Origin of the sequence: Pseudarthrobacter sp. BIM B-2242 (genome assembly GCF_014764445.1) — a bacterium.
In the GTDB taxonomy this organism is placed as follows: domain Bacteria; phylum Actinomycetota; class Actinomycetes; order Actinomycetales; family Micrococcaceae; genus Arthrobacter; species Arthrobacter luteus_A.
In genome coordinates this window covers 1,788,545-1,814,978 of sequence record NZ_CP061721.1, presented here as the reverse complement: position 1 = coordinate 1,814,978, position 26,434 = coordinate 1,788,545, and the positions used below count along the sequence as shown (strand labels likewise).

Here is a 26,434-nt window from a genome sequence, read left to right as displayed (position 1 = left end):
CAGGTTCTCAACATCGACGACACTCCCGGAGCATTCAATGGCGAAAATTACGGCCCCGAACAAGGCCGCGGCTGTGCGGCAGCGGGGTGTCACCATGAATGATGTCGCCAAGCACGCCGGCGTCTCCCGGACGGCAGTGTCGTTTGTGCTGAGCAACCGCGAAAATGCCAGCATTTCCGAGGAAACCCGGACCCGCATCAACGACGCCGTGCAGGAACTGGGTTACCGCCCGAACGCCGGAGCACGTGCACTGGCATCCCAGCGCAGTGACTGGTACGGCATTGTCACCGAGATCGTGACGGCACCGTTCGCCGTCGACATCATCAAAGGTGCCCAGGACCAGGCCTGGCTTGACCGCCGGTTCCTGCTCATCGCGCCCTCCGACCAGGCCGATGCCACAGGACCCAACCAGGGCATGGAAGATGCCGCTGTCGAAAAGCTACTGGAACAACGAGTGGAAGGACTTCTCTACGCAGCCACATACCACCGCGGCGTGCACGTTCCGGAAAGCGCCGGGGAGGTGCCCACCGTCCTCATCAACTGCTTTGATATCGACGGGAAACTCCCGTCGATCGTCCCGGACGAGCGCGCCGGAGGCAGGGTGGCCGTCGAACGGCTGCTCAGTGCCGGCCATACCAGGATTGGCGTCATCAACCTGGACCCTGACATTCCCGCGGCCCTCGGACGTTTGGAAGGTGCCCGCGAAGCCCTGACCCAAGCGGGGCTGGATCTTGATCCAGAGCTGGTGGTGCCCGGACATGCAACGGCCGACGGCGGTTATGCCGCCGCCTGTGAAATCCTGGACCGCTACCCGGAAAAGGACAGGCCTACCGCACTGTTCTGCCTTAACGACCGCATGGCAATGGGCGCATACGACGCCATCAAGGAACGGGGCCTGACCATCCCCGGAGACATCGCCGTGATCGGCTTCGATAACCAGGAACTGATTGCGGCCTACCTCAGGCCCAAGCTGACCACGGTTGCTTTGCCGTTCGAAAAAATGGGCGCCCTGGGAGTCCGGACGCTCGCAGCTCTTACAGCAGGACAGCCGATAATTGCCGACCAGCAATTAGTCGACTGTCCGCTGCTAGAACGCTCTTCGGTCTGACCGCGAAATCAACGTCGAAGAGCAACCCCTCACCCACCCCTTCACCTTGCTGATGAAGATAGGAAAGAGATAACCATCATGACACAACACCGATTCTTGAGGTCTGCCCGCATCACGGCCGCCGGTCTGGCGGTCGGCGCCATGCTGCTGACCGGCTGCGCAGCCACCGCCAACAAGCCTGCCGGCACCGACGCCGCGGCGAATGCGGGCGCATTCCTCACCATCCCGCGTGAGGATATGGGCACCTTCGTGCAGAACTTCAACCCGTTCGCGCCCACAGTCAACCCGATGGTCCAGCAGTCCATCTACGAATCCCTCCTGATCTTCAACCCGGCCAAGGGAGACACCGTGCCGTGGCTCGCCACCGGGTGGAAGGCCGCCGAGGATGGCAAGTCCATCACGTTCACGCTGCGCGACGGCGTGAAATGGTCTGACGGTAAGCCGCTCGTGGCCGAGGACGTCGCCTACACGTTCGAGCTCCAGAAGAAGATCAAGGGCGGTTACGACTATCTGGACACCGTGGCCGCAGAAGGAAACACGGTCACCTTCACCTTCAACAAGCCCTGGTCCCCGGCCCTCTACGATGTTGGACAGCTCACCATCCTGCCCAAGCACATCTGGTCCGCCCTGGCCGATCCGGAGAAGGACGCCAACGCCAAGCCGGTGGGCACCGGCCCCTACACGGAGGTGGACAGCTTCCAGGCGCAGTCTTTCGTGCTGAAGAAGAACCCCAACTACTGGCAGCCGGGAAAGCAGAAGATCGCCGGTATCAAGATGCTCGCCTTTGCAGGGAACGACGGCGCCAACCTCGCCGCCGCCAACGGCGACGTGGACTGGGCCCCGCAGTACATCCCGAACATCGAGAAGACCTTCGTCTCCAAGGACAAGGAGCACCGGCAGTACTGGTTCCCGGCCACGGGCGCCATGATCAACTGGCAGCTCAACACCACCAAAGCCCCGTTCAACGACGTGGATGTCCGCAAGGCGCTGAGCATGGCCGTTGACCGCGACCAGGTCTCGACAATCGGCATGAGCGGCTACGCCAAGCCGGCCGACTGCACCGGACTCTCCGGCAACTATGAAACCTGGAAGAACGCCGAGGTCAAGGACAACTGCACCTGGACAAAGCTGGATGTCGGGAAGGCCAACGATCTGCTGGACAAGGCCGGCTATGCCAAGGGTGCTGACGGCAAGCGCACGCTCAAGGACGGTAAGCCCTTCGAGTTCAAGATCTCCGTAGGCGCTACCTCCTCCGACTGGCTGTCAGTTGCCAACGTGATCGCCCAGAACCTGGCCGAGGTTGGCGTTACCGCGAAGGTGGAATCCCCGGACTGGGCCGCTGTGGTTGCCGGCTACGAGACGGGCGACTTCGACTCCGGCATCGTCTGGAGCGCCAACGACCCCAGCCCGTACAAGTACTTCAACACCTCCATGGGAAGTGCAACGGTCAAGCCGGTGGGCACCAAAACCTTCGACAACTACCACCGCTTCGGTGATGCCACAGCCGATGCGCTGCTCGCCGAATTCGCTGCCGAATCAGACGAGTCCGGCCAGAAGGACATCGCCAACAAGCTGCAGGAAGAATACAACAACACCGCGCCGCTGGTGCCACTGTTCTCCGGACCGGAATGGGGCGCCTTCAACGACACCCGCTTCACCGGCTGGCCCACCGAGGGCAATCCCTACGCCACCCTTTCGGTCCGCGCACCCACCACGGTGCTGGTACTGACCACCCTGGAACCGCGCAAGTAGCCAACTCCGGGCAGGCGGGCCACCTCGCCCACCAGCAATGCACGCCCGGCGGCTGCGTCTCAACCAGCTGGCCGCCGGGCGTGCCCCCACATTTCCGCACTTCCCGAATGGAGGGAACCCGTGCGCTTCATCCTGCGCCGCCTTGGTTTCTACCTGATCGCCTTCTGGGCATCCATCACCCTGAATTTCCTGCTCCCGCGTTTTATGCCGGGCGACCCCGTCTCCCGCATGTTCGCCCGCTCCCAGGACAGAATGCAGCCCGAACAGATCGAGGCCCTGCGAAAGCTGCTCGGCGTTGACGACAGGCCGCTCTGGGAGCAGTACACCGACTACCTGCACAACATCTTCACCGGGCAGATGGGGGTATCTATCTCCCGCTTCCCCACCCCGGTCACCGAGGTCATCTCGTCCCAGATCGGCTGGACGCTCCTGCTGGGCGGAACCGCACTGGTGATTGCCGCCGTCGTGGGTAACCTGCTGGGCATCCTGGCCGCGTGGCGCCGCGGCGGCGCGGTGGACTCCGCACTCCCCCCGGTGCTCGTGTTCATCGGCTCGTTCCCCTACTTCTGGCTCGCCATGGGCGCGCTCTACCTGTTCGGCGTGGTGCTGGGCTGGTTCCCCATCCGGCACGCGTTCACGGCCGGGCTGGAGCCCGGCTTCACCTGGGAATTCATCGGCGACGTCGGCGCCCACCTTGTGCTTCCGGCGCTGACCATCGTGCTGGTGTCCATCGGCGGCTGGATGCTGGGCATGCGGAACACCATGATCGCCACCAATTCGGAGGACTACATCACCATGGCCGAAGCCAAGGGCCTCCGGCCGGGCCGCATTATGCTCCGCTACGCAGCCCGGAACGCCATGCTGCCCTCGGTGACGAGCTTCGGCATGGGCCTGGGGTTTGTGGTGGGCGGCGCGCTCCTCACCGAGGTGGTGTTCGCCTACCCCGGTGTTGGCTACCAGCTCCTGAACGCCGTCCAGGGCCTCGACTACCCGCTGATGCAGGGCCTGTTCCTGACCATCACCGCCGCCGTGCTGCTGGCGAACTTCCTGGTGGACATCCTGTACGTCCGCCTCGACCCGCGCGTGCGCAGCAACTAAGGGATCCAACCATGACAACCGTAATTCTGCAGCAGCCCGCCAAGCCGGCGGGCACCATAAGGGCTGGCCGCAAACCCAACCGCAGCTTTATCCACGGGCTCCTCACCAACAGGAAGTCGATGGCGGGCATGGCGGTGATGCTGGTGTTCATCACACTGGCGCTCCTCGCACCCGTTCTGTTCCCGGGCGATCCCTCCCGGATCACCGCCATGGCCTCGCTGGAACCGTCCGCCGAGCACTGGCTGGGCACCACGGCCAAGGGACAGGATGTCCTCGCCCTGACCGTCCACGGCTCCCGAAGTTCCCTGTTCGTGGGGCTGACGGTGGGATTCGCCTCCACGCTGATCGGCATCCTGGTGGGCCTTGCCTCTGCCTACTTCGGCAAGTTCATCGATGAAGCACTCTCCCTGGTGACCAACGTCTTCCTGCTCCTTCCCGGCCTGCCGCTGCTGGTGATTCTGGCCGCATTCCTGCCGCCGGGACTGGGCACCGTCATCCTGGTGCTGGTGGTCACCGGGTGGGCCGGCTCCGCACGTGTCCTTCGCTCGCAGGCCCTGTCCATCCGGTCGAAGGACTTCGTGGCCGCGGCCGTGGTCTCCGGCGAACGGGCGGGCCGGATCATGTTCCGCGAGATCCTGCCCAACATGGCCTCCATCGTGATGGGTACCCTCCTGGCCTGCGTGATCTACGGCATCGGAGCGCAGGCGGGTCTTGAGTTCCTCGGCCTAGGCGATGTCAGCACGGTCTCGTGGGGCAACAACCTGTTCTGGGCCGGCAACGAGGGTGCCCTCCTGACGGGCAGCTGGTGGGTGTTTGTGCCCTCGGGTGTCTGCATCGCGCTGGTCGCCTTTGCGCTGGCCCTCATCAACTACGCCGTGGACGAGGTCACCAACCCCCGGCTGCGGAAGATCAAGGCACCCAAGCCAGCCGCCGTACAAACCCCTGCACACCTTGAAAGGAGCGCCCCGTGACCGTCTCCCAAGTCTCCTTCGGCTCCCACGAACCAGTCCTGGACGTCAGGAACCTCACCGTAAGGTACGTCGGCGATACCCGCTCCACCACCGCCGTCGACCGCGTTTCCTTCAGCATCGGCACCGGCGAGGTGTTCGGGCTGGCCGGGGAATCGGGCTGCGGAAAGTCGACCATCGCCAACTCGATCATGCGCCTGCTGAAGGATCCGGCCAGGATCGCCGGTGGCAGCATCTCCTTCGGCGGCAGGGACGTCCTGGCCATGAGCCCGGAGGAGCTGCGGCGATTCCGCTGGCAGGACGTGGCCATGGTGTTCCAGTCGGCCATGAACTCCCTGAATCCGGTGCTGACCATCGGCGAGCAGATCGTGGATATCTTCACCACGCATGCCGGCTACTCCCGCACGGAATCGCTCCGGCGCGCGGGTGAACTGCTGGAACTCGTCCGGATCGATCCGGCGCGCCTTAAGTCCTATCCGCACCAGCTCTCCGGCGGCATGCGGCAGCGAGCGGTCATCGCCATGGCCGTGGCGCTCAAACCGTCGCTGCTGATCCTGGACGAGCCAACCACTGCGCTGGACGTTGTGGTGCAGCAGGAGATCATGGCCCAGATCAAGGAACTCCAGCGCGAACTCGGCTTCTCCGTCCTTTTCATCACGCATGACATGTCCCTCATGGTGGAACTCTCGCACCGCATGGCCGTGATGTACGGCGGCCGGATCGTGGAAACGGCGAAAGCCCGGGAAGTCTACGCGGAGCCCCGTCATCCCTATACCCAGGCGCTGATGGGCGCATTCCCGCCGCTTACCGGCCCGCGCATTCCCTTAACCGGACTGCCCGACGGCGTCAAATTCCGGAATATCCCGGACCTCACCGAGGCGGCACCCGGACATTTCGTGGCCCCGGCGGGTGCCGCGGGTGCCTTGGGTGCCGGTACTGTGGCGGCTGCCGGCTCAGCGGCGAATGCCGGCACACCGGCCGCCGATCCCTCAATCATGGAAGGAGCCGCACGATGAACCGCACTGCACTGTCCCCGGGGCATCCTGATGCTTCCGTAGAAACCCCTGCCCTCGAGATCCGCGGGCTGGGAAAATCGTTCCCGATCGGCGGGCTTTTCTCCCGGGAATCGGTCCGTGCACTGCACGGCGTCGATCTGTCCATTGGCCGGGGCGAAATCGTGGCACTGGTGGGGGAATCCGGTTCGGGCAAGAGCACCCTGGCCCGCTGCGTTGCCCGGCTCGAGAAGCCAGGCTCCGGGGAGATCCTGATTGACGGCGTTGATGTCCTCAAGCGCGACCGGTTCCAGGCTTCGCGGGCCTTCCGCTCCCAGCTCCAGATGGTGTTCCAGGACCCGTTCGGTTCACTGAACCCGGCGCACAGGATTGAGCACTTCCTGCGGCGGTCGCTGGCAATCCACGGAAAGGCGGGCCGTTCTGAATCCGCCACCCAGCAACGGCTTGAGGAGCTGATGGCCACCGTGGGCCTGCAGGCAGACATGCTGGACTCCTATCCGCACGAACTCTCCGGCGGGCAGCGCCAGCGTGTGGCCATTGCCCGGGCTCTGGCCGTGGAACCGCGGGTGATTCTCGCCGACGAGCCAACGTCCATGCTGGATGTTTCCGTGCGCATCGGTGTGCTGAACCTGATGCGCACACTCCGCGACGAGCAGGGCATTTCGATGCTCTACATCACCCACGACCTCGCATCTGCCCGCTACCTGGCCGACCGGACAGCGGTGATGTTCGCCGGTGAGCTCGTGGAAGAGGGCGAGTCCCTGGACCTGCTGGCCAATCCGGCCCACCCGTATACCCGGTTGCTGGTGTCCGCCGTGCCGGACCCGGCCCGCGCGGGCTCCTACGATCCCGTCCGCCGCGCCGAACTGCGCCAGGCGGTCATGGCCTCGACAAACTGCGCTTTCGACGGCGACCCGGACCAGCCGTGCTCTGCGACCAAGCCCGTCCGCCACCAGGTCGGCGAACCCCGCAGCCGCCATTGGGTCCGCTGCCACCTCTACCGGCCGCGTGCCGGCGGTGGCGGGCATGCACTGGCACCTGAATCCGGGCCGGCACCTGAACAAGAAGACAAGAAGGCTTCGGCATGACCGGACTGATCCACCCCCTGGCCACGGTTCCCCGGGACGAGCTGGTTGCCCGCGCCGAGGCCGATCCGCTCCGCCCCCGCTTCCATTTCGTCTCCCCCGCCGGCTGGCTCAACGATCCCAATGGCGTCTGCCAGTGGAACGGGACCTACCACCTCTTCTACCAATACAATCCGGAGGGCGCCTTCCACCACAACATCCGGTGGGGCCACGCCACCAGCGCCGATCTCGTTACGTGGACGGACCAGCCGGTGGCGCTGGAACCGTCCGAGGGGCCGGACGCCGGAGGCTGCTGGTCCGGGGTCCTGGTCAATGACAATGGAACACCAACCCTGGTCTACTCAGGCCGGGCCGGTGAGCGGGAGCTGGCTTGCGTCGCCGTCGGGTCTGCGGACCTGCTGAACTGGACCAAAGCGGCCGGCAACCCTGTTATAGCCGCCCCGCCGGCCGGCGTCGACATTACCGCCTACCGCGACCACTGCGTGTGGCGCGAAGGGGACAAGTGGCGGCAGCTGGTGGGCTCAGGAATCCGGGGGCGCGGCGGGACGGCCTTCCTCTACGAATCCGCCGACCTGCACGCGTGGGACTACATCGGTCCGCTGTACATTGGCGACGCGTCGCAGGGTGACCCTGCCGGCACGGACTGGACCGGCACCATGTGGGAATGCGTGGACCTGTTCCGGACAGGCGGGGGTTCGCTGGGTTCCGATCCCGTGGACAGCTCCCCCGATGTCCTGGTCTTCTCGGCATGGCACGACGGCGACACGCGGCACCCGCTGTACTGGACCGGGCGCTATTCCGGCGACTCCTTTGTACCCGCGGCGCTGCACCGCCTCGACTACGGGGGCCGGTTCTTCTACGCACCGCAGTCTTTCCGGGACGATATGGGCCGACGCATTATGTTCGGCTGGCTCCAGGAAGGCCGCAGCGACGAGGCCATGGTGGACGCCGGCTGGTCCGGTGTGATGAGCCTGCCACGTATGGCTACGGTGGCCGACGACGGCATGCTGCGGTTCGCTCCGGTACCGGAAATCGAGGCGTTGCGCCGGGAGCACGTGAGCATGCCCGGCTTCGTGCTGTCCGACGCCGGGGCACCTGTAAGTGCCGGGGTGTCCGGCCGGCAACTGGACCTTGAGCTCGACGTGCAGATCGCACCGGGAGCTGTGCTGCGGCTGGTTGTTCTGGGCTCGGAGGACGGCGCCGAGGAGACTGTGGTTGAACTGAGCCGCGCACCCGGCGACGGTTGCGAAGGAAGCCTCCGCCTCGACCGCAGCCGCAGCAGCCTCGACGCCACTGTAGACACGGAAGACAAGTCCGGGCCTGTTCCGATGCCTGGCGGCCGCGTGCACCTGCGTGTGCTTCTGGACCGGTCCGCCGTCGAGATTTTCGCAAACGGCATGCCGCTCACAGCCCGCGTTTATCCCACCCTGGACGGCGGCCAGGTGAGCCTCGCAGCCTCCGGGGGTACCGTGCGGCTGCTCGCGCTCGACGCCTGGACCATGGCTGGAATCTTCGACGGGCCCCGGCCCCTCTTCCCCTAACGCAGGACCGGACTGCTTCACACCGTACTGAGCCGGCAGCACCGACGCTGCCCGGAATGAAAAAGGACCTCATGAAGAATTCACCCTCAGTTTCACGCCGCTCACTCCTGACCGGGGCAGGTGCGGCGGTTGCACTCAGCGGGCCCCTCGCATTGGCTGGTGCCGGCACCGCTACGGCATCCCCAGCCCTTACACCCGGCACCGCGCCGGCCGGTTCACCCGCGAAAGGACGAACCCGGATGCGTCCGAATTTCCACTTCAGCGTCCCCGACAACTGGAAGAACGATCCCCAGCGCCCCATCTACCTCGACGGCGAATACCACTATTACTACTTGTACAACGGCGATTACCTCGATGGCCGCGGGGGAACCTCGTGGCGGCGGGCTTCCACCCGGGACCACGTCGCGTTCCAGGACGGCGGCGTGGCGATCCCGAAGTTCAGCAACGCCAACGGCGACTGCTGGTCAGGATGCATCGTAGAGGACGTCCACAACAGCGCGGGGTACGGCGAGGGCGCAGTGATCGCCCTCGTGACCCAGGCGCCCGAAGGCCGGCAGGCCCAGTACCTCTGGTACTCCAAGGACCGGGGACGCTCATTCCAGCCCGGCGGCCTAGAGCCCGTGCTGCCGAACCCCGGAGTGCCCGACTTCCGGGATCCCAAAGTCATCCGGGACGCCGACCGCAAGCGGTGGTTCATGGCCAACGCCGAGGGGCAGAAATTGGGGTTCTACGCGTCAACGGACCTGCGGTCCTGGCAGCGCGTGGGCGAGTTCGTGCGCACTGACCTGGGGTTGCTGGAGTGTCCCGATATCTTCCGCATGACCGCTGATGACGGGACGGAGCACTGGGTCCTTGGCACGAGTGCCAACGGCAAAGGCCGCGGCCTGCCCGCGACGTACGCGTACTGGACCGGCGCCTTCGACGGCAGTTCCTTCACGCCCGACCATCCCGAGCCGGAGTGGCTCGACTACGGCTTCGACTTCTACGGGGCAGTCACGTACCCGCATCACGAGGCGTCCGGCAAGGAGGACGGCACGCTGCGCCGGGTGATCGGCTGGGCGAACTTCTGGGACTATCCGCACAACACGCCCACCCTCGCCACCGACGCGTACAACGGGGACGACATGATTGTGCGCGATCTCCGGCTGAAGCGGGGAAACGGCCGCTACTACCTGGCGTCAGCACCGACGTCGGCCCTTGCGAACCACGTCAAGCGCACCCATCGCCTTGGCGACGCGGCGGTGGCGGGCACGCGGGACCTCGACTTCCGGGGACTCTCCTACGACCTGTCCTGCGAGCTGGTGTGGGACCCCGGTGCCCCGCCCGCAAACCTGGGACTCGAGGTCTGCCGTGCGCCCGGCGGCGGCAGGCATGTGGCCGCCGGTGCGTTCCTCCGCGGTCCCTTCGCCTACGTCAACAGGCGGCCCACGATCAACCCGACGGGCGGCGAGACGCAGACCCCCATCGATCCTTCGACGGGACGCCTCAGCATCCGCATCCTCGTGGACCGGACGAGCGTTGAGATGTTCATTGGCGACGGGCGTGTGGTGCATTCACACCGGGTGTTCCCCCTTGAAGGTGACAACGGCATCCGCCTCTACGCACATGAAGGAGCCGCTACCTTCCGGGACCTGACCATCCGCGAGCTGAGCGTGGTGCAATAACCCGCCCCCTGCCCGCCCAGCCACCGGCTAGCTTCGTGCAGGGTTCACGGGAGTGTCGCCTGATGTCAGCGCACACCCGAGTCGAATGCCACGTTCACCTCGGTGATGGACCCGGCCTCGATAACAACCTGCTGCGGAGAGGCGGCTGGCAGGGGGGCCCCGGAGAGATTTGCGGCGTGAAGCTCATACGTCCCCGCGGGGAGCTCGAGCTGGAATTCCCCCTGGCCGTTGCTGGTAGCTTCACGGACCGTTGTTCCTGAGGTGTCCCTGATAACGATATGGGCGGGCAGAGGGATTTGTGAGCAGGGCGTGGAATCCATGGTTTCGGGGCATCCGGCGTCGACGGTGACATGTCCCTTGATTCCGGAGTTCGCAGGCTCCGTCGCGCAGGACGCCAGTATCCCCGCCGTGCATACCGTTATGAGCACGGACTTCAAGGTGCGGAGCCGGAAGCGCATAATCCAACAACGTTTCTTCAGTGGCACAAGTTCCTCCCGTCTGCGGTGACTCCGGCGTCCGATATCAGAGTTCGGCGATGCTGGAGTTTCGCAGTAACGCACCTGTAACGCCGACTCATCTCTAATGGTCCAAGCCATACTTTGTCACTCAATAGAAGAAAGGAGCCGTGATGAGCGAGACAGCAGACTCTCCTGCCCCGCAAGGATCAGAGCAATCCACGCGGGTTGAGCTCCCGGGCCCAACCTTCCAGGAGCGGGAAGAGGAGTCCCCCGGAGCGGAGGAACGCCGGCCTGACATGGACCAGCGGCAGGCAGCGATCCATACAGAGCGGCGCCCGGCAGGGCCGGAGGAAACAAACGAAGACCAGCAGGAGGCCATCGATGACGGGCTTCCGCGAAACGATGACGAGCCTGAAACTGATCCGGCCGAAAGTTCCGAGGACTAGCCATGTCTCCCGTATCGATCCTGTCCAACATCTCGCTCGGCGACGGGCCCACAAACAATGACACCTCCACCGTGGGGGAACCGACAGCGGCGGTGGCAGGCAGCCACATGTTCATGACCGGGAACTGGTATTGCAGTCAGAGCACCGACGGGGGCACAAACTGGAAGCACGTGGATCCGTTCACGGCGCTACCGTCAGCCGCCGGGGGTTTCTGTTGTGATCAGGTGGTGCTTTATGACGCCCGGCGCAGGCTATGGATCTGGATTCTTCAGTACAGCCGCCGGAATGGTGCCAACGTTTTCCGGCTTGCCGCCGTCCATGATGGCGACTTCGGCAACCCCGGCGCGTGGTACTGGTGGGATATTGCGCCGACAACGCTGGACGGTTCCTGGACACAGCTATGGTTCGACTACCCCGACGCCGCAGTGACGGCGGACAACTTGCTCATCACGTTCAACGTGTTCAACAATGTCGGCGACGGGCAATGGCAGCGGGCCGTCGTTATGCGCTTTCCCCTCGCGACCATTGACACTCGGGGAACGCTGGGTTTCAACTTCTGGACAACCACACAAAACGGCTCCCTCCGGCTTACGCAGGGCGCCGGACGCACGATGTACTTCGCCAGCCATAATTCGAGCCAACAGGTACGCCTGTTTTCCTGGGCAGACGGGCAGAACGGCGTCAATTGGTGGGACATCAACGTCACAGCATCAAGCAGCGCGATATCATCCAATGCCCCCAACAATGTGAACTGGCTGGCCCGGGCCGACCGGCGGATCACCGGCGCCTGCATAGGCAACGGCACCATCACCCTCATGTGGACCGCCGGCAGCGGAACGAACCGGCCCCGCGCGTACTGCAGAGTCGTGCAGATCGCAGAGGCCACCAAGCAGGTCACGGCCCAGCCTGATATCTGGAGTTCCACCCGGTCCTGGGCCTATCCGGCAGCGTGCACCAACAATTCAGGAGTCCTGGGGTTCACTGCGTTCTATGGCGGAGAAGACCGCCACCCCGGACATATCGTCGGAATCCGTGAGGACAACGGAACGTGGAGCACCGCATACAGCAGGCAGGGAAGCCATTCACCCAACGAACCTAAATGGGGAGACTACCTATCCTGCCGTCGGCATACGCCCTCCACCAATACTTGGGTGGCATCCGGATACACTCTCGAAGGCGGCGCGACCCGCACCGACATCCTTCCCCGGATTGTCAGGTTTTCCAGGGTGTGATGACTCCTCCAACAAATTCCCAAAGGGAGCATCAGTTCACATTGGGTTGAATAGTCGGGCGGGGCCATGACACCGGAGATCATTTTACTGACGCTGCTGGGAACAGCGCTGGCGTGTACGCTGTCCGCTTCGGCAGGATTGGGCGGTTCCCTTGTTTTGGTGCCGATGCTTGCGCTGGCCATCGGTACCAAGGAAGGCGTGGCTCTGGCGGCCCTGCTGCTGGCGGCCAATAATCTGGTCAAACTCGTTGCGTACCGCGGCACTATCCCCTGGCGGAAATCCCTGATCGTCCTGGTGCTGGTGGTGATCGGTTCCGTGTTGGGTGCTGCCCTCCTCATCGCCGCTCCCGAAACGTGGGTGAGCGCCGCAGTGGTCTTAAGCATCGTGTTGGCGCTGGCTGCCGAGCGCCTCAGACTCCCCGCAATGCAGAAGGTCGGGGCACCGGTGCTTGCCTTGGCCTCGGGTGCGACGTCAGGGTTCTCGGGAACGTCGGGACCGCTGAAGGGGGTCGCGCTGCGCCTGCTCAACCTGGACCGAAGCCACCTGGTCGGCGCTGCGTCGATTGTTTCACTTGCGGGAGACGCGACGAAGGCCAGCGTCTACGCCGGAGCAGGGCTGCTCAGCACTGAATCCCTGCTGTTAATGGCGGGTCTCTTCCCCGTCATGATTGCCAGCACATTTTTCGGCCGTTTCCTGAATACAAGGGTCGGAGAGCGCGGATACGCGGTCCTCTTCTGGACCGTGATGGGCGGCTATTCCCTCAGGCTGCTCGGTTTCGCACCCTAGGACAGCTGAATCGTGGCGGCAGTCCACAGCGTGACTACCCGCACCCGCCGCGCGGGCCGACGTGGCCCACGCCCCGCGGCAGGGGCGTTCAGCTGGCCGGCGCCACCACGTCCTCCAGCATTGACCTGTCGAAAAAGCGGACCTCGCCCGTGGCCTCGAAGAACACCGGTACCACCGATGTACTCGGGTCCTTGGACGTTTCGTAGATCTCGGCCGCACTTCCGTGCTTCCTGGCAATCGTTCCAACGAGCTCTGTACCGCGAACCCGGACAGTTCGATATTTGTAACTCATGGTGACCCCTTCGTCGGAGCCGCGGACAACGGCTGCCTTCAAGTTAGTCCCGATCGAGGAGATATCCCAGCTTTTCGGACATCAACAAATTCGGGGCATTATGCATTCACCGGCGGAAGGCCTTTGCCGCTCTTCCGGAGAGCTGAGCCGCCAATGCCACGCCTGGGTTTATCGAGTGGAACGGCACCTGGAGATCCGGGGTGCGTAAGGATCCAATGAGTTGTTCAGGTCGCGCCGGTGCCCGCTCGGGCGCCTTTCAGTCATTGGACGCGTAGCGGTGCATAAACGCTGCCATCTGATCCCGCAGAATCGCTGCACCCGGGCGGAAGGTACGTGTCTTGTCAGCCTCGGTCCAACCGTTGCTGATTTTGGTGGACGCCAACCAGGAGATCTGCTTGTAGAAAGCGTGGTCGGTGGGGATATCCGCAAATGCGGACTGGCCGTCCGGCTCATAGGCGGGAGATCCGGCATGGCGGTAGATGAATGCTGCCATCTGGTCGCGGTTGACCGTTGCCGCGGGGCGGAACGTCCGCGTACCGTCTGCCTCCCTCCAGCCCTCACTGATCTTTTCAGACCACAGCCAAGAGATCTCCTTGTAGAACGCGTGCGTCGTGGGCACGTCAGCGAAGGGCGACTGTAACGGGGGGACGAAGTCCGGCCTGCCGGCAAGCCGGAACAGGAACGCGGCCATCTGGTCGCGGTTCACCTGCTGGGCGGGACGGTAGGTCCTGGTCCCGCCTGCCTCGATCCAGCCCGTCGAGACGCGCGATTCCGCGAGCCACGAGATCTCCCGGTAGAACAACGCACCCGGGGGAACATCAGTGAAGGCTGTGCCGCTGGCAGTCGTCGGAGCGTCGGGGATTACACCGGCGTCGACGGAGACATGGGTGGAAGCCGGTGCAGGGGATGTGCCGATGACCGGGAAGTTGAAGCCAAAGCGGTAAAAGTTCAGCGAACGGGCCATGGCGCCGCGTTCGACAAGCTGATCAGGTCCGAAGCTCCCGTCGGGATTACCCACGACCACAAAGGTGGACGCCAGCCATGCCAACTCTTCATAATTCGGCATGCCGGGCAGGATATCCGAGTAAGCGGAATAGATGTGTGCGTCCGGGGGGACCCGGGGACTGTCGGCCAGCCGATGGAGGAAAACCGCGAGCGACCGGCGGGTGATCTCCTCTTCAGGGCGGAAGGTACCGTCGGTGAACCCGTCGTCAATGCCCCAGGCCGCGACCCAGCGGACCGCGTCATTGTAGTCGGAACCGGGCGTCAGATCAGAGAAGGTCGGGGCGTTCGGGGGAACGGCAGGACTTCCGGCGTACCTGTAGAGGATCGCCGACAGGGAACCACGGTTTACCGGGGTGTCAGCCCGGAAGGTGCCGTCCGGGTAGCCCGTGATGTAACCGCTGACGACGGCCCACAGGATTGTGTCAAAGTTTGGGTGCTCCGGCGGGATATCGGTGAAAAGGCGGGGTTTTTCCAGCCCGGTGTCAATGCCGGAAATGACTTCGCCGGAGCTGACGTGGACAGGTGTGGGTTCCTGGCCCGGACTGTCGCTGCTGTACCACCGGTCCAGGGCGCCGCTGGTTCCGCCGAGGAACTTGAGCCGATAGGTTCCCGGTGCGAGCCCGGTCAGCTCGTAGCTGCCGTCGGCATCCACAGACGTGCGCCCGGCCACGGAACCGTCCTCTGCGTATGCCTCCACTGTGAGGAGGCTGAACACCGTTCCCACGCTGCTTACTTCGCCGATAATGGCCGCGGGTCCCAGGCCTGGGGTCAGGCCGCGTTCGGGAATGAGGGTTCCTTCGGGGCAGTTATCGCCGAGCATCTCCATCAGCGTGGCGTACTCGGCGGGGTCAACGCTCAAGTTCCACCGGGACTTCACAAAGATCCATTTGTCTGCATAGCCGCATTGCACGCCAGAACCTGGCGGCTGCCACTGGGCCGGGTCTTTGGATCCTTTGTCGTCATCGACGGCCCTTGTCACGGCCCTGAGAGTCGTGTCCGGGTACTTGAGGTCGTTGGCAAAGTCGCGCCGCTGTTCGGCCGTCCAGGCCCAGGCCCCTGACTGCCAGGCTTCCTCGAGCGGGACCATATGATCGACCGTCATTTCCGCTGGATCTGATGCAAATACGCGGTCGTATAGGGAAATCCAGCTGCCGGAAATGATTGTGCAGGGTGGCTCAACGACGATCATGGACGGGTGGGACGCTGCAATGAGCACCTCGTTGGCAGTGTCACAGCCGTCTCTGTCAGCATCAATCCAACGGCCAAAGCCCTTGGGATCCAAAGGCACGCCTGCTTCCGGCCGCATTTCAAGGGTCTCCAACAGATCAGCCGAAGTGGTCAGGCCGTCCCGGGCGCTCACCGCAGGCAAAGGCCCTGCCAGGCCTAGGAAGAACACCGGCACCAAAGCCGCTGCGATCCCAGCCTCGATAATCCTGCGATCGAACCGAACACGCTCTCCCGGCATTTCGTTCCCCCAAGCATCAGCTAGTGCCTCGAGAGGTTGCCCAGGTTCTTGCTCTGACAAGGGAGGCAAGGAATTGTACAAGGTCATTCAAACAGAAGCACGCTGCATAAAGGCGCAGGTTTTGCTCAAGTTTCGAAATGAAATCCAACGGGTGCGTTCCGTGCAACTGCGGCAGCTTGGGGAGGCTCCTGCCCGCCTACGGATTCCTGAATTGGTGGACACGGAGTCCTCTGAACCCTCTGGCCCGGTCCGGCTGCAGTACGACCCATCCGGAGCCCGAAGTGCGCACGACGTGCACACTTATAAACGTGCCTCACTGCACCTCGGGATGATGAGCGCATCCCTCTAAAGGACGCCGTTGGCCTCCGCTCACGTGCCCCTTTGGAGCCTACGCATCTGCAGCTCTGGCGTCAGATTGTCCACCACTGAAGTCAGGCCGCCCTAGAGACCTGCCATCGCGGGAGCCAGCCCTGACTGCTGTCCAGCCGTTCGGCCACGAGCTCTGCAATCTGGAGGCTTGAGAGGATGATGAGGGACTGCGGAAACTTCAGGAAAAGGATGTTGAAGCCGGTGGGACATCAATCTCCACGGGCCGGCCGGTATGTCTGACAGCTATCGCCGGACATTCAGCTTTGACATTTATGGGCGTTCGACCAGAAACAGTGGACAATCCGGGCAACACCTTTGGTGATCGTTCATGCTGGAAAGCCTTCTTGGCGCCTCGTGATCGTACGCGTTAGTGGCTGCCATCGCTTGGTGACGGGGAGCTGCCGTTGACCAGATGGATCTCCAGCGCAGCCTGTGCGGTCCGCAAGTGTCAGGTTCTGCGGATGGAGGTGGGTTCGTAGACTATGACCGAGCCCAGCGCCGGCCCTCGGCAGGTCAGCTGACAAGGCGGTGAGCGGTGGGCCCGCAGTTCCACGTCGATATGCGCCGGGTGGGGCGGGCGGCCGGTGATGTGGATGCGCCAATGGTTGCCCTCGCTCAAGGTCTCAGTGACCAGATAGTCATTCCGGCCGGCGGGGCCGAAACGTCCGAGCACGGCAGCGACGGCGGCTTGCTGTGGTGGGATGAGATCCGTGTATCCGCGCAGATACTCTGCGTGGATGCGACCGGCGAGGTGATTCTCGATCGTGGTGACGGATGACTCGGCATCGAGTCCACCGTAGTACACACCGTCGGGGGCGACGACGGCGTTAGCTGCGAACCTGTCACCGCCAACGTGGGAGCACTCCCACACCAGCTCTGGCCATCGCTCACTGAGTGCACGTCCTACGGGCCGTCCCCGCACGGCGCAGCAGGGGTCATGCTGACCATGAGCGCAGATCAGGATGACCGGCGGCAAGCCAGGATGTCCGGGCGATGTCAGGGCTGGGACGATCTTTGCCAGGTCCTCGTCCCGGTCCCACGTTCCCCATAGCTGTTGATAGGCGTCGGCGCTTTGATGGCGCAGTACGGCCCAACGTCCGGGACCGAGGCGCCGGCGTGGGCCGGGCCGCCGCACCAAGAGGACCCGTGCACGTGCCGTCCGCGCAGCCGAGACTACGAGGGCTTTTGTTCCAGCGTCAAGATCAAGGCCGTCGAAGCCGTTGGGCGGCCACCCGCCCCGGTACTCTATGAGGATCCAAACCGAGCCGGGCGACGCCGTGCCTGCCATCGAGTCGCCGCGCGTCCGAGCGCTTTCTGCGCAGAAGAAACGTTTTGTTGGGGCCACGGGGGACATCACTGTTCAACGGGGACGAGAACTCCTGCGCGTAACAGCCGTTCGACGAGTTCAACGCCAAGATCCGTCACGGGGTGATCCTTGCCGTCGAGCAGGAGCTTGACGGACGGCAGATGTGTCTCCGGGAAATCGAGCCAGCCCACGCGGGTAGTCAGGCGTGAGCCCTCGAGCCGTGGTTCCAGTGCATCCCGAAGCCGCACCAGCGACGCGGGGCCGAGGCGCTCGAGGGCCGCGAGCTGGGCCACGGGGCCTAGCGGAGCCGGGCGTCCCTGTCCCCTCCGGGCGCGGTGGAAAAGGGAAGTGGTATCAGCCTCAGAGATTGCGGCGGCGAGACGTTCACGCACGGCGGCGATCTCCCCATCGGGTCCCTCCACGCCCAATGGCAAGGAACGGCGCATCTCGGGATCGTCGCACAGTGCTGCAAGCGCGGCCTGCGCCAGGTGTTCGGCCAGCCCGTAGCGAGTCCAGTTGTGAACTCCCAGGGTGAGATGGATCGAGACTTTGCCCTGTGCCTGGGCGGCATGCAACCAACCACGTGGCAGGTAGAGGACATCACCGGGCTTGAGGACCGTGTCGATGTAGGCCGTGCCTTTAGCGGCCTCGGCGACGGCGGAGCGGCGATCTGTCCAGGGCTGGCTACGCAGCGGATCCATGTGGACCGGCTCATGGATGATCCAGCGCTTTGTTCCCTCGATCTGCAGAACGAAGACGTCGTGGATGTCGTAGTGATCGTCGAAACCGCGGTTCTGGGGCGGGGTGATGTATGCATTGGCCTGCACAGGATGTCCGAGCTCGGTACTTAGCTGCGTACTGAAGCTCGACACCGGCTCCCACGTGCGATGCAGCGCCTGTAGGACGAGAGTGGCTCCGTCGGCGAATTTGCGCCAAAGTTCGGTGTCGTCGAGCTGGTCAGAGATAGTGGCGCCAACGCCTGCCGGCGAGGTGAATGAGGAGTCGGGAAGTGTCGAGCCACCCTTGGCTACACGCAGGAAAGGTGTCCGCAGCCCGCGGCGCGAGATCAGTTCGTCGACGGCCTTTGCAGAGAACAAATCGGAGAAGTCGCTGACACCACGCGTGAGCAGCGCAGTGCGCCCCCAGACGTCGCTGGCGAATTTCTCATGGGCGATGCCAATCAGGCGTGTTTCCAGGACCCCGGCATCCCTCCCCGGGCCGGGGTCCTGGAAGTCAGTGGTAGAGCTCAAACTCAGCTGCCCTGTTGTTCGACGCCGCCATCGGCACCCCCGTCAGCACCGCCATCGGCACCCCCGTCAGCACCGCCATCGGCACCCCCGTCAGCACCCCCGTCAGCACCCCCGTCAGCACCGCCGTCAGCACCCCCGTCGGCACCGCCGTCGGCACCGCCGTCGTGGGCGCCTGGGATGCCGTCCGCGCCGCCGTCGGCTGGGCCCTCCTGCTGGCTTGGATCCTGCTCTGGATTAGACATGCTTCCTCCCAAGAATCGAATGGCGTAACCCAGGCTCCGGTTTCGGCGCCTGGTTCCAAACCGAGCGATCCTACATCGACACCGCTCGTGATCACCCTATCGATATGGGTCAGCTCTGGGAACAGCTCGCACGCACTCAGCGGTCCCAAAGGCCGGGCACGTCGAAGATGGCATTCCGTCACGTCAGCAGTTGCGATGCGCAGTAGGTCAGGCAGTGATGAGACCCTCCGCCCTCTCTTTGGTGCCACCTATGGTGTAGCGCCGAGGGCAGACCAGAAACGCTTCCGGTCCGCAGGAGATTGGATCACCTAATATCGCGGCTATTGCGCCTCTCGGTCATATCGAATTGCACTCCACCCTGAGGGTGTCTTCACAAGTGGTCGGAGCAGATGCACAAACTTCGGTAGCCGACACTACTCGGAACCGTCGCCTGTCTGGGCATCTGGTGACAGCGGAAGCCCCATGAATGCGTACAACTCCCGCCAAGCGTTATCCAGCCGCATCTCTGCCAACAGCATTTCTTCCTTGCCGGCATTATCACCGCGCTGCCGCAACTCGTAGAGTTCGTTGTACAGCCCGTCGACCTGATCCAAGCGCTTCTTGAATTCCATGTCAGCCATCGCAAAAGACTAGCTGAACGACAACGACCGGGGACAGAGCCGGGCGGGCCGTTGCCGTCCGGGCATCCCAACTGGCTCCCACCATCCCGAGGCCCATCCCGGAAGGCTACACCGTGACTCCTGGAAACTCCGCGTGAGCCGAACTCCTCAGATGTGCCCTTGGGCTCCTCTCCCTCAGTCAAGGCTGACGAAGGGCCCTTATCGGCTTCGAGAATGGACGGGGAAGTCCCCGAAGAGGGGCTGGGTCAGCCACTATTGCTCGGTCTTTTGCCGCCAATGGATCAGAGGCGCGGGCCAATACTTCCGTGGAGAGCCGTAGCCGTTTGGTTCGCACCTGTACTGGCTGACGACGCTCTGATCGCGAGCATGGTCCCTGTCGGAGGAGTTGCGTTAACCGCGTCGGAAGTAATGGGCTGGATCGATGTCACCTTGAAGTTCATAGTGGGAAGATCCCTAGGATTCTCTATAGTCTGGGACGGGAAGTCACCCTACGCGAGGGTCAGTGAGAACGTGATTGAAGCAGTTGCTGCTGTAATCGGCCGGAACAATGTCACCATATCCGGCCGGGTTGATGGGCCTGTGATGATGTTTGCCCACGGTTTTGGATGCGATCAGGCTATGTGGCAGAAGCTGCTGCCCTATTTCGTTGATGACTACCGGCTGGTGCTTTTTGACCATGTTGGTGCGGGACACTCCGACATCAGCGCCTATGACTGGGAGAAGTACGGGTCCCTAAATGGGTACGCGTCGGACCTGCTGGAGATTTGCGCCGCCCTTGACCTTGAGGACGTCATCCTCGTAGGCCACAGTGTCAGCACCATGGTCGCCGTGATCGCCGCCGTGCAGGACCCCAACCGTTTCTCCCACCTGGTCCTGCTTGCTCCTTCACCCCGCCATACGGATGACCCGTACGACGGCTACGTGGGCGGGTTTTCGCGGGAAGACATCGAGGGCCTGCTGGCATCTCTGGACAGCGACTATTTCGCCTGGGCCGCGGCCGTGGCGCCCATGGTGATGGGCAATCCGCAGGCGCCGGAATTGGCGGAGGACCTGCGTGTCAGCTTCTGCCGGACAAATCCGACCATCGCGCGGCACTTCGCCGGGGTAACCTTTTTCTCTGATACCCGCCCTGAACTGAAAAACGTGCGCACGAACTCCCTGATTCTGCAGTGTTCCGACGATCGGCTTGCCCCGCCGGAAGTAGGCGCCTATCTGCACAGGAATTTAGAACACAGCACCCTGGTGCAGCTTCAGGCCACCGGGCACTGCCCCCACGTCAGCGCTCCGGAGGAAACGGCCCGGGCGATTCTGCACTACCTCGACACCCGCTCGTGACAGGCGAGCCGCAGGCCCCTCCCCCGCTCAACTTTGAAGCCTTCTTTCATCAGACACCCTGGGATGGTCAGCCTGAACAGTTCTACAAGCCAGTGCCGGGACCGGCGGGGCGGCAGAGTGATTGGGCCCCCATTAGCAGTCCAGCGTCTATGCGGTAGCTAATTGGTTTTCTTGCGTCCATGTTTCCCAGTAGCGTTTCGGCGTCATGCCGTCCAGGGATCCGTGGGGCCGTTCATGATTGTAGATAGCTTTCCATTCCTCGGCCAAATACTTGGCTTCGGCCATGGTGTCCATGATTTCTCCGGAGAGTTGTTCCCTTCTGAATTGGGCGTTGAAGGATTCGATGAAGCCGTTCTGCCAGGGTGATCCCGGGTCGATGAACGCGGTGTCGACTCCGGCGGTATTACACCATTCGATCAGTGCGGCGGCCGTGAATTCGGGGCCGTTGTCACACCTGAGGTAGGCCGGTGCGGCGCCGGTTTCGGCGATGATGTTCTCCAGCACCGCGACCACATCCGATGCTTTGAACGACCTCCGCGGGATGACCGCCAGCGCCGTGCGCGTGTATTCGTCGATGACGTTGAAGAACCGGATATGCCGCCCGCAGGAGGTCACGTCGGACTGGAAGTCGAAGCTGACCACATGCATCGGGTACTGGGCTGTGAGGCGTTTCTGTTCCCCGGCGCCGGGCCCGGTGCGGCGCTTCTTCCTCGCCCTGGGTTTACAGGTCAGGCCTTCGTCGCGCCAGAGCCGGCGCACCCGCTTCCTGTTCAGCGCCACCCCGTCCCAGGCCGGCTGGGCCAGCAGGTGCCAGCGGGCCTTCCGCCAGCCCCACGCCGGGTGCTTGACCGCGATGGCACGTAGCTCCGAGCGGAGCTGGGCTTCCTCGAAGCCCATGTCGGGTTTCTTCTTGCGGAACGCGGACCGGTTCTGCCCCAAAACCTTGCAGGCGAAGCGTTCGGACGCCCCGAACTTCTCCACCGCCATGCGCACGGCACGGCGGCGGGGCTCGGGGCTCAGAATTTTCCCTTGGCCACCTCGTTCAGGATGTCGATGGCCAGTTCTTTCTCCGCCAACAGCCGCTTGAGCCGGGCGTTCTCCTTCTCCAGCTCCTTGGTCCGTTTGGACGCTTCGGCGTTCTTCTCGGACCCGTACTGGTTCAGCCAGCGGTACCAGGTCGCCTCGGTGATCTGGAGTTCCTTGATGACCTCGAGCATCGGGCGGCCGTCATTGAGCATCTTCTGGCCCTGCCGGACCTTGGCGATGACCTGCTCAGGGGTGTGTCTGCGTGCCATGATTCGTGAATTTCCTCCTATGTCCATTCTCGGACACGAAACTCACACAAACACTGGACTTCTACATGGGGACCCAACCAATGCAGCCGCGCCCCCACTCAGCCATGAAGAGGCAAGAACGCGGAAGCATCAGCCCCACGAGGAACGAGCCGCTCGGCCACAGGCCACCACCAAAGAAAGGCCCCCGCAAGGGCCCACAGGTGAACAGCGTGTGCACACTCAGAAACCAACAAGCCCCTGGACAGGGAAAACACGTGCCCGAGGTGGGACTCGAACTGCATTCCAGGCCTTGCAAACACTAGGAACTCCCGAAAACATAAGCAATCCGATCTAGTCCGGCCGATGTACGACCCGTTCCGGCGACAAAGGTGTTGACACTGTCAACACCTTTCTCTTGTCCTTGCATCCCTGCCATCCGGGCCGTGCTGTTGCCCTACATGAGTTCCATGGAAGGGCACCGAAGCTTCGCTGATTGTCACTCTGATATGCCCCACGATCTCTGGGCGGGTCCTCTGCGCAACCAGGGCGCTACTACGCGCCGACCCCGGAAGCGAAACCCTCCTGGAGCGAAGTACAAGAGCTTCGGGTCCAAGTTTTGGTTATCGGCTGCACCAACTCGTGGGAAGGCAGAGGCAAAAGCACACCCATTCCTTCAACTGGCACTCGACAGACCCGGTCGACATGAACGCGGCGAGATGGCGACCCTGATGTGCCCGGTCGGCACGCCGTTCCATGACGACGCTATGCGTCTCCCGCCGGCTGAGGGCGCAGACCCGAAGGCATAGGAGGGCGAATGGCTGGCGGATAATTCAGCACAGGCTCCCCCATATCTTTCAACAGTCGTGCGATCTCCTCTGCTTGAAGCCAAGAGATATGACCTCGTATAGCTGCGAGCTCAAGTAGGACCTTTGTGGTTACAGTTTCGACACGCTGGTGACGACATTCGGCTAGAACGCCTGCGTCCTCGGAGAGAACCAACACAGTCTTTTCGTTGTAACGGTGGTGAATCACGGCCAAGGTCTCACACTCACCCCAGTGCTGACCGCGAGGGTCACCGGGTTTAGCTAGCCGACGCCGGATCTCCTCGCCGGTGGCCATCTCTTCAGATCTGGCAATATGGGGCTCCGGTGGCATGAAGTCGAATACCTCCGCCAGCGCTTGGTACCGCGATTCCTGGCACCACCTTTGAACCTCGTCGCGAATGGCTTCCGTCCAACAACCCCGATCTTTAACGACCGCCTTGACTAGGTCTATGCGGCTCACGGCAGCAAAGTTCATCAGAAGGCTTGTGTCAGGAAAAACGAACTCAATTTGGCCCTTCGCGTCGTTCACAGGACAGCGTGCAGGCGTTCAGCAGTCATCGACGGCCCAGCAACCCATGTTGGGTCAACGTCTTCTACAGGAACTCCCAACATCCACGCCAAAGTCTGACCATTCGCACGTCCTTCGGCAACAGCCAATTGGTGAGCCTCGACGACTCGAGAAGGAAACCGCGGCCTGCGATACACCCCGTCCATAGGCGAAACCCAAAAAGGCGAGTGACGGGCTTGCATAAGCCTGGGTGTCTTCCAAGTCAAAGCGGCAGCGAGCCGTTCATTCGGCGAAATCCCAAGACTGTTGACCCGATTTGCCGTCGCGAGAGTGGATACTCGGTGGCTCTCCACAAACTCAGCCAAATCTTTGACACTCCCAGCGTCCCAGTCGAAGGCCCTTACGTCAGCCTGTGGGAGCAGGAGTTCGGCGGCGAAGTTGTTTGCCCACCATTCATCGGCGCGTACAGTCCGTTCCTCATCGCTGTACGCCAGGTCATTGTGAAGGATGTGGCCGAACTCGTGGGCGATATTGAAGACCGCCCTCCACCAAGCGCCAGTCGTCTTTTGCACGACAAACTTGGCGCCGTTGGCTTCTGCCGAGTAGGCGTCGAATGTTGTGTCATAGTCGATCACAAATACGTCTATCGCGAAGACGCGCTCAAGCAGATCCGGCAAATGATCAGCCACGACCTCGTCGGGAGCCAAAGCGGCTTCCAGGTGCTGGCGAGCCCACTGAGCCCCTTGAAGTGGCGTCCATCCCCTCGGAACGGAGGAAGGCTTGCCCGCCGGTCCCAGCTGAGCCTGATGGTATATAGCCGCCATGTCATTTCCAACGCGTTTGGCTATGCGCCAATCATGGTCTTGATCTGACCGCGAGTGCGCATCCCATTCGTGGCGAGCCGACAGCTTAACCTCGTACGGATCGCGTTCACCGGTCACCAACCAGTGAATCGAGGTATTTAGATGGTCGGCCAAGGCAGCCATCTCTACCAGCTTGAAGTTGCGCTGGCCCCGCAGGGAGCGAGATAAGGCGTCAGGAGTCATTCCTACCGCCGCGGCAACATCCAAGTGCTTCATCTGCAGAGCATCAATGCGTTGCAGCGCGCGGGCGCCAGCTTGCAATAGTTGAGTATCTGCGTCCATGACTCCCCCACTTAAAGGTGCATACGCCTCAGACCATCCAAGTGCAGATTACTAGTCTACTTCGAAGTTGGGATTTTCCCAAGAAAGACGCATGCCCCGGTGAGCCGGCACACAAGACCAATTTCAAGCGCAAGTCGAGCTCGGCAGAGCGCGCAGGCTGCAGGTTTCCGAATAGTCGAGGCGGGACGCCGAGCCTTACAGAGTCAACACTATCGGCACTTGCACAGTGAGCGCCAAGATGGCTTCCGTGGCAAGACAGGCTCATCTCATTCCAAAGAAAGCAGCGGACCAGCGACACGAAGTTATTGGCACCATGGGTACGCCGCGCACAAAACGACGGTTAGGTGTGCACACTGTACACACCCGCTTCGACAGGACAAACAACCACGCACCGCTCCCCCAAGCCACCAAAATTCGTGATGGCCCTGTAGGGCCCTCCGTGCCCCCACAGCTTTGAATCGACCGATTTCCTCATGATCACCCGAGTCCGATCGTGCGCAGTAGTCATTAAATGCATGGTTTCGTGAGTCGGGACTCCTCTCGGTCTCTAGTCGTGGTCGCTATCCATGATTGGTTCCAGCGTTTCAAGCGCGGCGCGTGCTGCTGGGATCTGGGGAGCACTGGCTTCCGTAAACCACTCGCCGGAATCGTCGCGCCGCTCGATCGCCCGGAGATCAAGGTGTTCGTACGGCAAGACCGGTCTTCCAGAAACAGACAGGCCATTGGCGGTGCGCACAGCGAAGTGCTCCACTCGGATTGATCGATACACCTTGGACACCTGAACCGGGCCACCCACGGATTCCTCGTTTCTAGATGAGTCCTGGGTTTGGCGGTAGAGGTATTCGAGAGGATGGTAGTCCATCGCTCCGGATATGAGTCCCTTGTTGTAATCCCGCGCCAGCGCTCCCTGGAGTCTCCTGCCGCCGTCTCCAATCGTAGCGAAACGAGTTCCACGTCCATGGCCACGAAGTGCCGGAGGGAGTCGGCCCGGGGTGCCGTTGCCGGTGAAGCGCCAGTTGTCCTTGTCGAATGTGTAACGGTAGATGCGGAAGCCGTTGAGTCTCCATGACCAGCCGGCTAGAAGGAATTCACACTCAGGCACTTCGAGGGCGGCGGGCCCCTTCGCCTCGTCCAGTACTGCGTTCAGCACGCTCTCCAGGTGTCTTGCGAACTGATGAAGATCAAGGGTTCGAAGCGCCGAGCCGTTGTAGGAACGCGTGGTGGCGACAGCCTGGAACACCAACGGCAGTGCACGCCAGGTGTTCCCCGCGAAGGCGAGGAGTGCATCGTCGCGACCAACATCGAATATTTTCGCACAAGCGTCCCAACGCTCACCGCCGCCAAGGCGGCTGTCGCTAGAGACAACCATTTCCGAAAGCTGTCCCACCTGACGTTCCCAGGCCACTACTGATGTCACATCGAGATACTATCTGGCTCGTGGAAATCGGGGGTGCAGGGGTGGTCCGAATCCTCCGGTTTCGAGCCACGATCTCGCGATGTGGTGGTCAGCTTGCGAAAGCCGAAGGCGGAGCCGAAGAGAATGTTCGAGCTATCCGTTGATCGCTGCAGCGGGGCCGGCCGAAGAAGAACGCGAGCACGTCGATCATGCTGCTTGCTGTACGACCCAAACTCCAGACCTCGACTTCAA

Annotated in this window: 22 protein-coding genes; 12 read left to right on the top strand and 10 right to left on the bottom strand. The window is 62.8% G+C overall.

What is annotated here, in order from left to right:
* The first annotated feature begins 37 nt into the window (after nt 1-37).
* The 8 genes from IDT60_RS08330 to IDT60_RS08295 all read left to right on the top strand — a co-directional run bounded on the left by IDT60_RS08330 (nt 38) and on the right by IDT60_RS08295 (nt 10,229).
* Nucleotides 38-1,108 (top strand): LacI family DNA-binding transcriptional regulator, encoded by a 1,071-nt coding sequence (locus tag IDT60_RS08330; RefSeq protein WP_191081543.1) that lies wholly within the window; start codon nt 38-40, stop codon nt 1,106-1,108.
* 78 nt (nt 1,109-1,186) lie between these two features.
* Nucleotides 1,187-2,860 carry an ABC transporter substrate-binding protein gene (locus IDT60_RS08325; protein WP_191081542.1) on the top strand — a complete coding sequence of 558 codons (1,674 nt, stop codon included), beginning with the start codon at nt 1,187-1,189 and terminating at the stop codon, nt 2,858-2,860.
* A 120-nt stretch (nt 2,861-2,980) separates the two neighbouring features.
* Nucleotides 2,981-3,958, top strand: a complete 978-nt coding sequence (locus tag IDT60_RS08320) for an ABC transporter permease (RefSeq protein ID WP_191081541.1) — start codon at nt 2,981-2,983, stop codon at nt 3,956-3,958.
* Nucleotides 3,959-3,969: 11 nt separating this feature from the next.
* On the top strand, nt 3,970-4,929 hold the full coding sequence (locus tag IDT60_RS08315) for an ABC transporter permease (protein WP_191081540.1): 960 nt from the start codon (nt 3,970-3,972) through the stop codon (nt 4,927-4,929).
* Nucleotides 4,926-5,942, top strand: coding sequence for an ABC transporter ATP-binding protein (locus IDT60_RS08310; RefSeq protein ID WP_223883927.1), 1,017 nt, complete (start codon nt 4,926-4,928; stop codon nt 5,940-5,942). Before IDT60_RS08315 ends, IDT60_RS08310 begins: the two co-directional genes overlap by 4 nt.
* Nucleotides 5,939-7,027, top strand: a complete 1,089-nt coding sequence (locus tag IDT60_RS08305; RefSeq protein ID WP_191081539.1) for an ATP-binding cassette domain-containing protein — start codon at nt 5,939-5,941, stop codon at nt 7,025-7,027. The genes IDT60_RS08310 and IDT60_RS08305 overlap by 4 nt, the downstream gene beginning before the upstream one ends.
* Nucleotides 7,024-8,565, top strand: a complete 1,542-nt coding sequence (locus IDT60_RS08300) for a glycoside hydrolase family 32 protein (protein WP_191081538.1) — start codon at nt 7,024-7,026, stop codon at nt 8,563-8,565. Before IDT60_RS08305 ends, IDT60_RS08300 begins: the two co-directional genes overlap by 4 nt.
* Nucleotides 8,566-8,804: 239 nt before the next feature.
* Entirely contained in the window at nt 8,805-10,229 is a 1,425-nt protein-coding gene (locus IDT60_RS08295; RefSeq protein ID WP_223883926.1) for a glycoside hydrolase family 32 protein, read from the top strand.
* A gap of 65 nt (nt 10,230-10,294) precedes the next feature.
* Here IDT60_RS08295 and IDT60_RS08290 read toward each other — a convergent pair whose 3' ends face one another.
* On the bottom strand, nt 10,295-10,657 hold the full coding sequence (locus tag IDT60_RS08290) for a carboxypeptidase-like regulatory domain-containing protein (RefSeq protein WP_223883925.1): 363 nt from the start codon (nt 10,655-10,657) through the stop codon (nt 10,295-10,297).
* Between the two features lie 200 nt (nt 10,658-10,857).
* Here IDT60_RS08290 and IDT60_RS08285 point away from each other — a divergent pair, with 200 nt between their 5' ends.
* The 3 genes from IDT60_RS08285 to IDT60_RS08275 all read left to right on the top strand — a co-directional run bounded on the left by IDT60_RS08285 (nt 10,858) and on the right by IDT60_RS08275 (nt 13,151).
* Nucleotides 10,858-11,133 (top strand): hypothetical protein, encoded by a 276-nt coding sequence (locus IDT60_RS08285; protein ID WP_191081535.1) that lies wholly within the window; start codon nt 10,858-10,860, stop codon nt 11,131-11,133.
* 2 nt (nt 11,134-11,135) lie between these two features.
* The gene (locus tag IDT60_RS08280; RefSeq protein WP_191081534.1) at nt 11,136-12,365 is read left to right on the top strand and encodes a hypothetical protein; all 1,230 of its coding nucleotides are present in this window, start codon (nt 11,136-11,138) and stop codon (nt 12,363-12,365) included.
* Nucleotides 12,366-12,431: 66 nt separating this feature from the next.
* Nucleotides 12,432-13,151 carry a sulfite exporter TauE/SafE family protein gene (locus IDT60_RS08275; protein WP_164200165.1) on the top strand — a complete coding sequence of 240 codons (720 nt, stop codon included), beginning with the start codon at nt 12,432-12,434 and terminating at the stop codon, nt 13,149-13,151.
* 88 nt (nt 13,152-13,239) lie between these two features.
* Here IDT60_RS08275 and IDT60_RS08270 read toward each other — a convergent pair whose 3' ends face one another.
* The 6 genes from IDT60_RS08270 to IDT60_RS08245 all read right to left on the bottom strand — a co-directional run bounded on the left by IDT60_RS08270 (nt 13,240) and on the right by IDT60_RS08245 (nt 19,700).
* Complete coding sequence (locus IDT60_RS08270) at nt 13,240-13,443, bottom strand: hypothetical protein (RefSeq protein ID WP_164200168.1); 204 nt, start codon at nt 13,441-13,443, stop codon at nt 13,240-13,242.
* A gap of 256 nt (nt 13,444-13,699) precedes the next feature.
* A complete protein-coding gene (locus IDT60_RS08265; protein ID WP_370590742.1) occupies nt 13,700-15,637 on the bottom strand; it encodes an S-layer homology domain-containing protein in 1,938 nt (645 codons plus the stop codon).
* A gap of 1,093 nt (nt 15,638-16,730) precedes the next feature.
* Entirely contained in the window at nt 16,731-17,570 is an 840-nt protein-coding gene (locus IDT60_RS08260) for a sucrase ferredoxin (RefSeq protein ID WP_191081874.1), read from the bottom strand.
* Nucleotides 17,571-17,635: 65 nt separating this feature from the next.
* Nucleotides 17,636-18,838, bottom strand: a complete 1,203-nt coding sequence (locus tag IDT60_RS08255; RefSeq protein ID WP_191081532.1) for a cupin domain-containing protein — start codon at nt 18,836-18,838, stop codon at nt 17,636-17,638.
* A gap of 2 nt (nt 18,839-18,840) precedes the next feature.
* Nucleotides 18,841-19,080: a hypothetical protein gene (locus IDT60_RS08250; RefSeq protein ID WP_191081531.1), complete on the bottom strand. Its 240-nt coding sequence runs from the start codon at nt 19,078-19,080 to the stop codon at nt 18,841-18,843.
* 413 nt (nt 19,081-19,493) lie between these two features.
* The gene (locus tag IDT60_RS08245; RefSeq protein WP_191081530.1) at nt 19,494-19,700 is read right to left on the bottom strand and encodes a hypothetical protein; all 207 of its coding nucleotides are present in this window, start codon (nt 19,698-19,700) and stop codon (nt 19,494-19,496) included.
* Nucleotides 19,701-20,210: 510 nt separating this feature from the next.
* On the opposite strand from IDT60_RS08245, the gene IDT60_RS08240 reads away from it, so the two are divergent.
* Entirely contained in the window at nt 20,211-21,035 is an 825-nt protein-coding gene (locus IDT60_RS08240) for an alpha/beta fold hydrolase (protein WP_191081529.1), read from the top strand.
* Nucleotides 21,036-21,182: 147 nt separating this feature from the next.
* Here the strand turns inward: IDT60_RS08240 and IDT60_RS08235 are convergent.
* From IDT60_RS08235 to IDT60_RS08225, 3 genes are all read right to left on the bottom strand, one after another.
* A protein-coding gene (locus tag IDT60_RS08235; protein ID WP_191081081.1) for an IS3 family transposase occupies nt 21,183-22,330 on the bottom strand; the annotation gives its coding sequence in 2 pieces (ribosomal slippage) (nt 21,183-22,057 and nt 22,057-22,330; 1,149 coding nt in all).
* Between the two features lie 1,328 nt (nt 22,331-23,658).
* Nucleotides 23,659-24,786, bottom strand: coding sequence for an ImmA/IrrE family metallo-endopeptidase (locus IDT60_RS08230; RefSeq protein WP_191081528.1), 1,128 nt, complete (start codon nt 24,784-24,786; stop codon nt 23,659-23,661).
* Nucleotides 24,787-25,333: 547 nt separating this feature from the next.
* Nucleotides 25,334-26,203, bottom strand: a complete 870-nt coding sequence (locus IDT60_RS08225; RefSeq protein WP_191081527.1) for a hypothetical protein — start codon at nt 26,201-26,203, stop codon at nt 25,334-25,336.
* Nucleotides 26,204-26,434: the final 231 nt, after the last annotated feature.